The sequence below is a fragment of the Nostoc sp. genome, from assembly GCF_036917975.1.
Classification (GTDB): domain Bacteria; phylum Cyanobacteriota; class Cyanobacteriia; order Cyanobacteriales; family Nostocaceae; genus Nostoc.
In genome coordinates this window covers 1-13554 of record NZ_JBALEJ010000015.1, presented here as the reverse complement: position 1 = coordinate 13554, position 13554 = coordinate 1, and the positions used below count along the sequence as shown (strand labels likewise).

The 13554-nt window shown below is 40.6% G+C and carries 11 protein-coding genes and 3 pseudogenes; 5 read left to right on the top strand and 9 right to left on the bottom strand.

Going from position 1 to position 13554, the window contains the following annotated elements; translation table 11 throughout:
• Positions 1-25 precede the first annotated feature (25 nt).
• Positions 26-2728 (top strand): glycosyltransferase, encoded by a 2703-nt coding sequence (locus V7K76_RS06275; protein ID WP_335029726.1) that lies wholly within the window; start codon positions 26-28, stop codon positions 2726-2728.
• Positions 2729-3012: 284 nt separating this feature from the next.
• Here V7K76_RS06275 and V7K76_RS06270 read toward each other — a convergent pair whose 3' ends face one another.
• Positions 3013-3639, bottom strand: a complete 627-nt coding sequence (locus V7K76_RS06270) for an AhpC/TSA family protein (RefSeq protein WP_334954024.1) — start codon at positions 3637-3639, stop codon at positions 3013-3015.
• Positions 3640-4167: 528 nt separating this feature from the next.
• On the opposite strand from V7K76_RS06270, the pseudogene V7K76_RS06265 reads away from it, so the two are divergent.
• A pseudogene (locus tag V7K76_RS06265) lies at positions 4168-4908 on the top strand (penicillin-binding protein 1C); the annotation flags it as partial.
• Positions 4909-5902: 994 nt separating this feature from the next.
• A complete protein-coding gene (locus tag V7K76_RS06260) occupies positions 5903-7270 on the top strand; it encodes a PQQ-dependent sugar dehydrogenase (protein WP_334954025.1) in 1368 nt (455 codons plus the stop codon).
• A 305-nt stretch (positions 7271-7575) separates the two neighbouring features.
• Here the strand turns inward: V7K76_RS06260 and pqqE are convergent, their stop codons facing one another.
• From pqqE to pqqA, 5 genes are all read right to left on the bottom strand, one after another.
• Positions 7576-8673, bottom strand: a complete 1098-nt coding sequence (gene pqqE, locus V7K76_RS06255; protein ID WP_334954026.1) for a pyrroloquinoline quinone biosynthesis protein PqqE — start codon at positions 8671-8673, stop codon at positions 7576-7578.
• 91 nt (positions 8674-8764) lie between these two features.
• The gene (gene pqqD / locus V7K76_RS06250) at positions 8765-9070 is read right to left on the bottom strand and encodes a pyrroloquinoline quinone biosynthesis peptide chaperone PqqD (RefSeq protein ID WP_334954027.1); all 306 of its coding nucleotides are present in this window, start codon (positions 9068-9070) and stop codon (positions 8765-8767) included.
• A gap of 102 nt (positions 9071-9172) precedes the next feature.
• Positions 9173-9892, bottom strand: a complete 720-nt coding sequence (gene pqqC / locus V7K76_RS06245) for a pyrroloquinoline-quinone synthase PqqC (RefSeq protein WP_334954028.1) — start codon at positions 9890-9892, stop codon at positions 9173-9175.
• Between the two features lie 21 nt (positions 9893-9913).
• Positions 9914-10819 (bottom strand): pyrroloquinoline quinone biosynthesis protein PqqB, encoded by a 906-nt coding sequence (gene pqqB / locus V7K76_RS06240; protein WP_334954029.1) that lies wholly within the window; start codon positions 10817-10819, stop codon positions 9914-9916.
• A gap of 55 nt (positions 10820-10874) precedes the next feature.
• Entirely contained in the window at positions 10875-11069 is a 195-nt protein-coding gene (pqqA, locus tag V7K76_RS06235; RefSeq protein WP_334954030.1) for a pyrroloquinoline quinone precursor peptide PqqA, read from the bottom strand.
• A 281-nt stretch (positions 11070-11350) separates the two neighbouring features.
• Here pqqA and V7K76_RS06230 point away from each other — a divergent pair, with 281 nt between their 5' ends.
• Both V7K76_RS06230 and V7K76_RS06225 read left to right on the top strand, forming a co-directional pair.
• Complete coding sequence (locus V7K76_RS06230) at positions 11351-11515, top strand: hypothetical protein (protein ID WP_292705357.1); 165 nt, start codon at positions 11351-11353, stop codon at positions 11513-11515.
• A 282-nt stretch (positions 11516-11797) separates the two neighbouring features.
• A complete protein-coding gene (locus tag V7K76_RS06225; protein ID WP_334954031.1) occupies positions 11798-11965 on the top strand; it encodes a hypothetical protein in 168 nt (55 codons plus the stop codon).
• Positions 11966-12289: 324 nt separating this feature from the next.
• On the opposite strand, the gene V7K76_RS06220 is transcribed toward V7K76_RS06225, so the two are convergent.
• The 3 genes and pseudogenes from V7K76_RS06220 to V7K76_RS06210 all read right to left on the bottom strand — a co-directional run.
• A complete protein-coding gene (locus tag V7K76_RS06220) occupies positions 12290-12580 on the bottom strand; it encodes a hypothetical protein (protein WP_334954032.1) in 291 nt (96 codons plus the stop codon).
• A 5-nt stretch (positions 12581-12585) separates the two neighbouring features.
• Positions 12586-12810, bottom strand: a pseudogene (locus tag V7K76_RS06215) (hypothetical protein); the annotation flags it as partial.
• Positions 12811-13135: 325 nt separating this feature from the next.
• Positions 13136-13463 (bottom strand): annotated as a pseudogene (locus V7K76_RS06210) (ISNCY family transposase); the annotation flags it as partial.
• Positions 13464-13554: the final 91 nt, after the last annotated feature.

The following is a 13554-nucleotide window of genomic DNA, read 5'->3' as shown; positions in this document are numbered from 1 at the left end:
TCGAAAAAATTGATAATTTCTTCCTATTCTAATTGCCAAATCTCAAATTAAAATAACCCAATATCATACCACAAAATATTTATGCAAGAGTTCTAGTCAAGCTTTTATTAATGCTGCCCCTAAAGAAACTCAAACTCCTAAAGTCACAATTACTATTGTCTGCTGGCAGACAGTAAATACTATATTAGAGTGTCTAGAAAGTCTTGCTGCCCAAACTTATAACAATTTTGATGTGATTATCGGGTATCGAGAATCAATTGATGAGTATTTACAAGAAATAATTACTCAAGCTCAAACTAAGTTTCCTAGCTATAAATATTTAAATTTAGATGTTAACTGGAGTTTGGGAGAAAGTTATAATTACTTAGTCGAATTAGCAGCAGGAGAGTATGTTTTACAGTTGGCTGTGGAACATATTGCTTTACCAGATATGCTAGAAAAGTTAGTAACGGCGGCGATCGCATCTGATGCAGATGTGGTAGTATGTCCGCAGATTACGCTTCAAGAGGATGGAGAACTAGAAGCGATGCCTGCGGCGGTAAACTACGCCTTCATCAATGGTTCCTTGCTCAAGTTGCTGGAGTTTAACCACAACCAAGATATATCTGCGTTATTTTCTCTCAAACTGCTGCAAGAATTCCGCTACTCGCCTGAGAGAGGATTGTTCGCTCTCAATTGGCACATCTTAGCAGCAGCGATCGCCACTGGTAAAGAAATTGCTTACTACCCTTATCCTCTCTACGCCACTAGCAATTCTGACTCAACAATTAATCCTGTAAATCTAGCTAAAGAACGGTACTATCTGCGTCAATACTTATATCAAATTGAGCCTAGTAAGTGGAATCAACGCCAGCTTAATTTCCTGCTGACAGGTATTGAGCAACTTCTGCAACAGCAAAACTCAGGTAAAGTATGGCACTTTACTCATCAAAATAACCAAAATTTATCTCCTCAATCTCAGGCTTGGATACTAACTGCACAGCAAATTCAAGACGAACTCACACAAACCCAAGCAACTCTAAAAAGCGTGCAAGCTTGGAATCAACAGTTACAAGCTGGGAAAGATTGGTTAGAGTCTCAATGGCAGACATGGATGTTGAGGACACAAAAAGCCGAGTTGGAGTGGGAACGATGGCAATCTTTCAGTACGATGATGTCTGTGAGTAAGTTTTGGCAACTCCGCAGTGCTTGGTTAAAATTCAAACGGCTTCTCGGTGGGAAAAAGCCCGATCCGCTTGTGTTAGCAAATCAAGTTAACTCTGACACTCGTATTCGAGATTTTGTTACTCTGATTGCTAGTCAAAAAGTGAGATTTTTTCAGCCCGAAGCTTCTGAAGCTCCTGTAGTTTCGATTATTTCTGTGTTTCTTAACGACTATCAGTATTTTGAAACTACCTACAGAAGTGTAATTAACCAAACCTGGCAAAATTTTGAATGGATTATTGTCAATGACGGTCTGACAAACGCCGATGCAATAGCATTCATTGAGTCATTATCTCAAAGAACGAACAAAATAAAAGTCCTCTCTCATTCTAATCAACAAGGTGACGCAGCAGGACGCAACACAGCGATCGCTCAAGCTGAAGGTAAATATTTATTTTTTATCAATTTGGTTGACATTTTTGACCCTACATATATCGAAAAAAGTGTTCTGTTCTTAGAAACCCATCCTGAATTTTCCTTCGTTAACTCCTACTCTGCTGTCTTTCAAGCACAGGAATACTGGTGGAATCAAGGCTTTAGCCAACCTGCTTCATTCTTACATGAAAATCAGCTAAAGGGAGGATTGCTATATCGCAAAGTTGATTTTGAGCAACTAGGGGGATTTGACGCAGACTTAAAGTTATATGCAGATTGGGAACGGTGGCTAAAAGCGATCGCCAATCAACAACTTGGATGGACAATTCCTGAATATTTAGAGTGCAATCGCAGCATTAACTCTTTAGAGCAAGATCCTTGTGAACTCAAGCGAGTAACTGAATTAATCCAGTCGCGCTACCATGATTTTTTTAGCAGCACCCCGACTCCAAATATTTCTCTCAACCGTCAATCACTTAACCCGCAGCAACTCAAATATAAAATAGCCGGACAAAACTCCCTTAAGCGGTACAATTCTGGGAAACGCTTGCTGTTTTTCTTTCCTTCCCTATCCAATAGCAATGTTGATCAATTTCATCTGGACTTAGTGAGGCTGCTGGAAAAAGAAGGTTATGAAATAGCGATCGCCACAAGCTTCAAATCAGAGCATCCTTGGTATGATTCTTTTTATCGCCTCACACCAGACATATTTCATCTACCTAATTTCTTAGATCAAGTGTACTGGTTGGCTTTTATCCGCTACATGATCCAATCTCGTCAAATTGATATTGTTGTAATTTCTCACACAGATATCGCTTATTACTTCCTCCCTCTACTCCGTGCTGAATTTCCTCAAGTTGCTTTTATTGATTGGACATACACTGGCGAGTCTAATTCCCAAAGCAATAATTACTCCACTGTCTCTAGTCAATTTAGTCAGTATCTTGACTGTCAAGCTTTATTCTCTCCAGAAATGACTGCGGTTGAGAAAGATATTAATTATCCAACTAAATCTAAGTTGAGAGTTTGCTCCAGTAATTTTGAAATGATAAACATCTTTACTGAAGCCATCCAAACACGTCAAACCCAGATCCAATCAGAAATTGACACGGACTTAGCAACTGTAGCTTTATTACTTGCACTCAGGTAAATTTAAACTCCATAACATACTTGCCCATCACAAATTTTCTCCTATTCATGGGTGGGGAATTGGGTTTCGCAGATCGCGGAATACACTCGACTGATGCGTAGACGCGGAACGCCTTGTCCAAGGACATCGCTAATCTCCTGAACCTGCTCACATTCCTGGGGTAAGTAGTTGAAGGACTTCAGGTGCTGCAACCCAATCGTGTACTCGCCATCCCAGACTCTCACGGTGCAACTAAACTCGTTTACTGCGCTGACAATCGCCCAATAGCCACCTTTGCCCATTAATTACTTATATAAAAAAGATAAGGGATTGCTCATATTTTCAGCAAAACTAAGAATCCCGCGATCGCGATGTTCGTAAATTAACTGACCTTGGGAATCAAATAGAAAAGTGCCTCCCCGTTGTGTCAAATAAGATGAATCTGGTACATAAATATTCCAGTTGCTTAAAACTTCGGTCATATTTCGCAGGATTCTTCCGATTTCCTCAATATGAGCCTTACTCGCCTTCGCGGATGGGGTGATGAGGGTGTTAAAACCTAATATTTTCCCGTGTGCATTTCTGTTGCTGCGGTACTTCCCTGCTGGGTATTGCTGGATGTGATGACCAAGAAAGTCAAATCCGGCTTTACCATCCTCGCTTAATTCCGGTAGGAATGTGTGAGTTAGCCTGGTTTTTTCAGGATTTAACTGCAAGCCTATGCCTTTCAACCACTCCGAGATTATTTCTCGGCATCTTTGGACAACGGTTTTGTTTTCAAAGGGCGACCAATATTCAAGGAGGGTCAACATTACTATTTCAGGCAGGTTCCCTAAACCAAAGGGTCTAGAGTGCAGATAATTAATTATCTGTCCATCAATAGTGCCTAACGTTCGCTTAATTGAAATAATTACTTGTTGGTTCTGTTCCATTTTTTTTCATGCAAAAGTTTCCCTGGGAAGGTGCAACATCGTGACTAACTTTGCTTTCACTTTGCAGAATAAAAATGCAGAATATGATTAAAGTCTAACTGATTTCTTTTCCTTTAGAAACTTAATTTAATCACTACTAATCCCATAGACTTAGCGAATTTTATATGACGAAATTGTATACCAAACTACAATTTCTCTAAGACTGTTATACGACTAGTCTAGGATTGCTATGGGACTGTCGTAGAACTGCTTTAGGGAATCGCAAACAGTAATTACTGATTTCTCTAGGACTGCTCTACAACTACTCCAGGACTACTTTAGGACTACTCTAGGGAACCACTGTTTTTTGCTAACAACAATTCTTCGCTTAGAGAATAAAATAACCGTAGTACCTACTATGACACAATGAGGCTAATTGGGTTAGAACGTGGAATCAAGGGGAGTAGGGCGCAACATTACGATATCGGCGCAACATTACGATATCAAAGACTTTTACCGCATAGTTGAGTCTGGACGGGACTTAGAGGTGACTCAGTGTTAAATTTACCCTTTCCTTCTGCGGTTAAAACTGGCACTTCTTCCAATTTTCGTGACACTTGGACAGTTGGCTTTACCACAGATTACACCGTTGCTACTTGGGTAGGCAATTTCAACGGCGAACCGATGCGACAAGTTTCAGGTGTGACAGGGGCTGGACCCTTATGGAATCGGATTATGTTCCACCTGCACGAACATCAAGAACCAGCAGATTTTCCATCTCCAGAAGGTTTAGTACAACTACCTATTTGTGCAATTTCGGGGTTACGACCAACACCAGCTTGTACCTCAGTAGTGCAGGAATATTTCTATCCTGAAGATAAAAATAATTACGAACGTGAAAATCAATTCAATTTACCACCAAAGTATGATGAGTGGTTAGCAAAACAACAGCAATCGAATTTTATTTCTACTAATAATTTGAGAATTTTCTCTCCGCATCATGGCGATTTATTCTTAGTGTATCCCGGTGAAGAAGCGAAGCAAAAACTGGAATTTAAGCTAGTGGGAAATAAATCTGCGCCTGTTAAGTGGTGGTTAAATGGTGAAAAGCTAGATACACAGTCAGCTAATTCTTTATTTTGGTATTTGCATCCAGGTAATTGGACTTTGGAAGCGAGAAGTGGGGAAATGAGCGATAAGGTAACTTTTCAGGTGGAATTGGCTAATCTTAAACCCACACGTCGGGGATTTTCTATTAGTAATTCTCCGGTAAAGATGAATCGCCCATAATTCAATTCTAGCTTGCGTAAATTTACTAACGTAAATTTACTCGAAAAAATTTTTCACCAAAATTAAAATATTAGTGAATATACGAGTTACGTTTCACTTTTATCTCAATAGAATGTAACCAAATATAGGAATCAGAGTTGAAGAATGATCAGCATACTGAGATAAAAACTTTTGTCCAGCAAAGTAAATAGACCACGCAGTAAGGGCACAGCACTGCTGTGCCCCTACGACAGATGTGGTTCAAATATATGAAAACTGCTGTAAAAACTTTTCATTAATCAAACCGGAGTTCTATATACGCTAGTTAAATCTAGGCAAGAGCAATATTAATCAATCAAACCTGCAATTCAGAGCTTTTGAGATCACAATTGGACTTGTCCGAAAAATTATAACCCAGTCTGTTTAAGGGGTTTAGACAACATTTATATATCAATACTGCTCGGTTAAGCATTTTTAACTCGGAATAGGGTTTTGGGAAAAGGTTAAAGGGTAAAGGGGAAAGGTTTTTTCTTTCCCCTTTCCCCTTCCCCTTTTCCCCTTAACCGACAAGTATTGCATTTATATATATGTCTTTAAACAACACAGCAATGAGTGTTTCCTATAGTTGCTGATAGTTTAGAGGCGGAAGATAGTGTTGTTTAATTTTGATTACCTGCCCAATTTCAGATGTTATATAATCCGCACTAGCTTTTTGGAGCATTAATTTTAGTCAACACAGATAGCATTTATTTCCTTAGTTTATGCCAAGTGAATTTTCCGAGAGGTCTATTAGCTTATGTGCTTTGTGTTCGCGTAATGTCTCCTAGCTAGAGAGGGATGTACATAGTTTAAATAAAACATCCTCTTACGGATAGTTGTAATTAGTCCTAGATCAAAACGATCCTATTTGCAGGTCAAAGCGTTTCTGGCGTTGCTGGTTGCTACACTGAAGACTCTAAACACAGTCTTCAGTGTAGTTATCTACTTTACTACCCACATCAAAAGGAAGTTGAAAATGTCAATTCTGTTTGCTCTACAGCCAAAACAGTGGCTCGGACAGATAGTATCTGCGCGGCTAGTTAGCTTGCTGGCCGTGCTTACTACAGTGATGCCCTTTGAGGTTCTTTCCACCCCAGCGTTGGCCATCCCACCAGCTGCGTCTGTTGAAACCAAGATTAACGTGTCTAATACAATGAGCTCTTGGCCCTTCAACACTAGCCGTTACTTGACAGTGCCGCCCAATTTCTCCATCTCCGTTTATGCTCGGATTGTGGCTGCCCGCTTTATAGCAGTTGCTCCCAATGGCAATCTTCTAGTGTCCCAGCCCAGTACCGGTAAAGTGCTAATTGTCAGGGCAAATGGCAGCAAAGACCCAATTATTTCTGACTTCGTGACAGGTCTAAGCAAACCGCAGGACATTGTGTTTCACACGATTAACAACATCACATACGTTTATATCTCTGAGAATTATCAAATTAACCGCTTCATCTACAAATCTGGAGACATAACCGCGCACAATCGCCAAGTTGTCGTATCTAACTTACCATACCCCAGCACCCCGGAACTGAAAGGTGCTTACGCTCACGAACTGAAAAATATCGCACTCGATGGCAACAACAAACTATACGTGTCGATCGCCTCGTCCTGCAACGCCTGCGTGTCAGATACTGTCAGTAACCCACGACGCGCTGCGATTTACCAGTACAACGCTGATGGAAGCAATCCGCGGCTTTTTGCCCAAGGTTTACGCAATGCAGAAGGACTGGCATTCGTCCCTGGCACAAATGACCTCTGGGTAGCCGTGAATAATCGAGACGACATCGCCTATCCCTTCAAGGATGCTACTAACAACTACGGTAAAGTTATCCCGTCCTACGTGGACAACCACCCGCCAGACGAGTTTACGCGAGTCCGAGATGGCGGGAACTACGGTTGGCCATTCTGCAACCCCAATCCTGACACGTCAAATCGCTCCTACTATATGCCTTTCGATCGCGACTATCAGTTTAATGCTGATGGACATGTTAATTGCAATGCAATGGACAAGATTATCAGAGGTATCCAAGCGCATTCGGCTCCGTTGGGACTAACCTTCTTACAAAATACGAACTTTCCCAGCCTTTACTCAAATGGGGTAGTAGTAGGGCTACACGGCTCATGGAATCGGCAGCAGAAAACGGGCTATAAAATAGCTTACTTTCCCTGGGACAATACGACAAAGATCCCAGGAAACCAGATAGATTTAGTTACCGGCTGGCTACTTCCAGGAACGCAAGAAGTCTGGGGGCGACCCGTAGATACGGCAGTAGATCAGCAGGGCAATTTGTTAATCTCGGATGACTACAGTGGCGCCATCTATAAGCTCACCTACACGCCGAGATAAAACAGGAGCAGGAGTCAGGAGTCAGAATTCAGAATTTGTGAATACTCTACCCATAAAGGGATAGAGTTTTAAGGCGAGAATATTTTAATTTTTTTCGCCCACCCTTCTCTACGAGACGCTGCGCGATTTCTTCGTTTTTAATTTTATACTTTAAAAACCTGAAATCGTTACATATTAGGACTTGAAAAGAAATTCGTTATATAAGAATATAAAGAAACGTTATATAGCTTATATAACGTTAGATAAGGCGTAATTAATACGTATTAACTAAACTTAAAAGTAGGGTGGGGTAGTTCATTAGCTTATTAGATTTGCATGGAGCGATAAACCAAAGGTAGGGATGAATCCAAGTTTTCCTGATTTGCCTGCTTTGTGACTGTAGTAATCAGGTGATGGTGTGCTGACAGATGACAGACAGGATCGGTAGCAGCAGCATTGTTCGTCAAAAGTAACGCTTGGCAACGGCAACCACCAAAATCAAGCTGGCGGCGATCGCAACTTTGACAAGGCTCAGGCATCCATTCTGTTCCCCGGAAGCGATTAAAAGCAGATGATTCAAACCAAATCCAATCTAGTGAATAGTTGCGGACGTTAGCAAATTCTAGTTCTGGAATAGAACTGGCAGCTTGGCAAGGTAACACATCGCCATTGGGAGCAACCACTAAAGCTCGATTACCCCAGCCACCCATACATGGTTTGGGATAATCTTCATAATAGTCTGGAAGCACATATAAGATGCCCATTGGGCAGATGTTGCGCTCTCTAGCTAATGCCACTGCGGCATCTGCTCGTTCTAGCTGCTGGCGGGTGGGTAGTAAAACAGTACGGTTGTGATGTGCCCAGCCATAATACTGAGTGTTCGCTAATTCAACTCGGTCTGCTTTTAAAACCTCACACAGTTCTAAAATCTCATCAATCCTGTCTAGGTTTTGCCGATGCAGAACAAAATTAAGTGTCAGTGGGAAACCCAAAGCTTTTACTAATCTTGCTGCCTCTAGTTTTTGCTTAAAAGAGGGAGTTCCAGCAATATAGTCCGACTCAGCAGCACGACTATCTTGGATACTAATTTGTACGTGATCGAGTCCGGCATCACGCAGTTGTGTAGCTCGTTCTGGAGTTAACAGCGTCGCAGCAGTAATCAAAGTGGTATATAGTTCGGCTTTGGCTGCTGCTGCCACAAGTAATTCTAAATCTTTTCGTAGCAGTGGTTCGCCACCGGTCAAGCCAAGCTGTAACACGCCCAAGTCCAAGGCTTGCTGAATCACTCGCAACCAATCTTCGGTAGAAAGTTCTTGACGATACTTGTAATCGCCATAATTAAGTGGGTTGGAGCAGTACGGACAACGCAGTGGGCAGCGATACGTCAATTCTGCAATCAAGCTTAAAGGTCTATCAATTATCATACTAATTCGTAATGGGCTTTGCCCCGCTACGCTAACGTAATTCGTAATTTGTAATTCGTAATTCGTAATTAATACAAGGAGTAAAATCTCTTTATAAACTAACTTTTACCTCCTGCTTGTTGCCTTCTAGAATTAATAGTCCTCGTTTACTAATTCGAGAGAGCAGATGGCGCACGTCCTCTACCACATTTTCGCCCTGGTACTGTTTCTCCAACTCTGCTGCGATCGCATTTAGAGTTTGCTCACCGTTACAAAGTGCCAGAATTGCTGCTGCTGTGGAGTTTAATTGTAGTGCCCCTTCTGGAATCAGGAGCCAATGCTGCTTTCTCACGTCATCCCAGCGTAAACGTACACCACAAACTAAACGTGGTCGAGCATGATTGTCTATAGTACTCATTTAATTCGTAATTAATGTGCTAGGCATTGGGCACAGGAGGTAGAGGTGTGGAGGGGTAGAGGGGAAAGACTTACTGCAACTGCTCCCACTCCCCCACAGCCCCTATACTTCGTGAGGTCTAGTATCGCCCTGTTCAATCGCCTCTAATTGGCTCCACAACAAATTGCATTTAAATACTAAAGCCTGTACTGCTCGTTCCTGAGAATCACGAGTTCTACAGTGTTTGAGGACTTGCTTGAGGGCATATTGAGCATCTCTGGGCGCTTGGTGAAGACGGGCCCGGAAGTAGTCAAATCCAGCAGGATCGATCCACGGGTAATGCTGTTCTAATGCAACTAAGCGTACTCGAATTGCATCTGGGCCAAACAGTTCAGTCAGTGATGCAGCCACGGCCTCAATCCAAGGTCGAGTGCGACAAAAGTTAACGTAGGCATCTACTGCATATTGAACTCCTGGTAGTACATGCTCGTCTTCTAAGAGTTCCTGAGGAGACAATCCTACAGCTTTACCAAGCTTTAACCATGCCTCAATACCACCTTCGCCCTCACCTTGACCGTCATGATCGATGATGCGTTGAATCCATTCCCGCCGCACTTCTAAATCAGTGCAGTTTGACAAGATCGCAGCATCTTTCAGGGGAATACTTTTTTGATAGTAAAATCTATTTGCTACCCAGCGCCGTACTTCTGTTGGCGTTAAATCACCACTGTTCATCCTCGCATGAAATGGATGCAGATGATGATAGCGGCGATGTTGCGATCGCAATACAGCCTCTAGTTCTGTCTGAGTCCACGGGAGAGGTTCTTTAACTAATTCCAACACACTTTTTCTTACACCTCAAAATTACAATTCGATGGTCAGTCCATCGTAACCAACTTCTATGCCTGCGGCTTCAACAATTTTGCGTTCCTCTGAATCAGGTAAAAGTATTGGGTTAGTGTTGTTGATGTGAACGAGAATTTTCCGAGGACGGCTCAGTTTAGCAAGGCTTTTTAAACTAGTGTTCAGGGGTAAGTGTCCCATATCGCGTGCTTGAAGATTTGATATTCCTAAAGCCAACAACTCATCATTTTTCCAGCAAGTGCCATCTACTAAAATGCAGTCACTAGACTCAAACCGCTCTAGGATTTTTTCGTCAAGTTCAGCTAAACCTGGAGCATAAGTAGCAACTTTGCCAGTTGTGCGATCGCGAAATGTCAAACCTATAACCCAAACTCCATCTAAATTTGTCTGGTGTCGCATATATTTTGGTGGCTTGGCTGCTAGGGGAAATACCTCCACTTCTAAGCCATCTGCTCCATCCAACCCCAGGTTTATAGGTACATAAGGTTCAAGTACAGACCATTCCACACCACAATAGCTTGCTAACGTAGACAGCAGGGGATAACCCTCTGTCAGAGCCTTACGTACTGTTTCTGTACCATAGACCCGCAGTTTTTCCGTAGATTCTCTGAGGATAACCAGTCCCGTAGTATGGTCAATCTCTGCATCCGTTAACAAGACACCAGCGATCGGGCTTGACCGAATTGTAGACGGTTGTCCTTCCCGCAATTTCTCCAACTGCGGACGTACATCTGGGGAGGCGTTGACCAAAAACCAGGGCTGATTGTTTTTCCTCACCGCAATTGATGACTGGTTCAGCCAATTTACACCTGCACTATTTGTGCGGACTGCTTGGCAATTGGGACAGTTACAATTCCATTGAGGAAAACCACCACCTGCGGCAGTACCAAGAATTTTTAGGAACATAAAAACAAAAAGCAGGTAGAGGTTTTAATTAGGAAATTAAACTTAGTATTGACAATTATTGCCCATGAAGAATGTATGTGGTAATTTCCATACACAAGTCAAGCTCGTCAAAATCTGGTTTTTCCCAATCAATTGCTGACTTAATATTTGGAGGATGAAATGAGGTTCTAGAAGAGACATCCTCACCTAATTTTGAGCTATTGCTTTCTTGCTCTTGCATAGAAGAGTAACTATTGGTTTTGCGAATCATTATGGACACCTCTTGAAATAAATGTTCAGTTGTTAATTTGGCCTGCAATTAATTCTGGTAATTTTACTTACTATTTTGCTGGCTCAAAATTTCTTTGCTTTAGATTAAACTGTATTATCCAAGAAACACACAGTATTATTACTGCTCTTTTACTATTTTTCATTATACGTATCAGTAAAAGTGCGTTTAAAAGTCGGAGAGATCATGAATACTGAGTATGCATATAGTAGAGCCTGTTAAAAACCTATTATGTTTACTTTGACATTCAAGTAGGGCAAAGTATGACTGCTCTGAGATATTTTGCATTCTTTGTACTACTATTAGCTGGACTATTATCAGCAATTAAGCAAATGAGTCTTGCTTTAGATGAAGGAAATATTGAGTGGTTCACTCTTTGGACAGGTGTTGCCTCTATCATTGCAGGTTTACCAATTATATTGTGGTAAATCTCAGGTAAGCACATAATCTTTTTCAACTAGCCCGGATTTCTCACAAAGCTTCCTACGCATGGATAAAAACTTACTAAATAGAAATGGATTTAACTATAGTTATGATGGTCGGTTCGCATATCGAAAAATATTTGCCGACCATTGGTCGGCAAATAGGTGATAAAATCAATACTGAAGAAATATATGATAATCCCCTCTATCAGCAGCCATGATAGAAAATCAAACTAATCTTCTTATTGAGCGACAGTTTATAATATTCTATAAAGATGATTAAGAAAAATGATTAAGCCTAAAAATGTGTATCGCGGACACTCAATGGAAAAAGTTGGTCATGGAAAAAGAGCAGTATTTCAAACAACTATCAACGAAAAAGAATGGTCTGCCGTGACTGAATTAGAGGTAAAAACAGCAATTGATGCTTGGATTGATGAAGGAATAGAGCCTTAGTTATTGGCCTACATAGCTATACTTTGTGCGGACATGAATAATTGAGTTGCAAAACTGGGAGGAACAGAATAGCCGATAATTGACGACAAGTGTATAGATTCTTCATGCATAGATGAGGGGGAGAAAAGGGGTTGCCGAGGGCAACCCCTTTTCTCCCCCCTTAAAATGATTATCATTCTTGAGAAAACCTGTCTCTTGTTTTTCTTGGAATAATTTATTCTTTGGAAGTCCCATTATTAAAGTCTTGAATCGGATTGGATTATAAACTCAAATCTTGAACTTACTGTGCTAAACCTGTTGCATTCTTGTGCCAATACATTCCCGTTACAAATCAAAATCAAGGCTAAATGTTTCTCCATCAGAATCCTCTTGTTCCTCCTCTGCAAATGGAGTTGCAGTCCTTGAAGGGAGTTTGTAATATACAGTATTAATCGGGGTGAAAGTCGCTTGTTGTGTGGGAAATGCACCCTTTCTAAAAGCAAAATAGCAATCAATGATAAAATAAAGCGTCTCTAGGTAACTTTTACCTAATTGCTGTGATTCGGCAAATATCCGCTCTCGGTAGCTATCTTTGATCCGAACTTTTTCTGGGGTTAAGTCAAGTTTGTCTGCCATTGTGATCACTTAAAAGATGTAGATGCTGGATTCTTGGCAAAAATAGTTTTTGCCATTTCTAAAAGCCCAAAGACATTGGCTTCCACTGGATTGTCCAGGATTTTGAAACCGTTTTTCTCCAACAGCTTCTTAAATCCGGGTAAGAGGCAGCCTCCACCTATCGCCCAGATTTCATCCCCTTGGTGTTTGGCATCCAATGTGAGATTCACCACTTTCTTCAAGTATTTTTCACAGCAATTCTCATTTTGAAAAAAAATCAGATAAAATTCTCTTGTTTAAATAGAGAACTTGTGTCGAACCATCATTTTTTGACAAATAATTATCATCCAACACCAGAGGTAGACAGGTTTTTAAAAATCTGTCCATTAAAAATCGATTTCAACTCTTAAATCCAGTTGAAATTCTAACCAACTTTGTAGTTTTTATTGATAAATAACTTTCTCCTCCTCTTTCAATATATTGACATTTTTCAGCTAGAATTTACTTTTTTGAATGGGACATATTCCCTGAGAATAAATGAGAAGAAATCCGACCAATCTTTAAACCATAAAAATTTTAATAGAGTACGAATATCATTAAAGAAATAAGTCCGAGTTACTAATAAATCACGAATTTTTTGATAGGTGTAATTAACTAAATCTAAAACAGTATGAAATAAAAAAGATAGCAAATTTAAAGACAACAAGAACTCGCATAAATGATTTTCACCATGACCAAAGTTATGCTCTAAATTATAACCGTGATTTTTTAGAACGTTATTACCTTCGTTCTCAACTTTCCATCTGCTACGTCCAGCTTTGACAATTTCTTCAACATTATTTTCAGTAATTTTATGATTGGTTATCCAATTATTTTGGTAGATAGTTTTTTGTGTTTTCTCATTAGACATCTCCAAAATAGTATATTTTGTGGTAAAAGAAGATCATGAGAACTTTTTTAACACGAAAATATGAGTGATATACTGAATCACATTG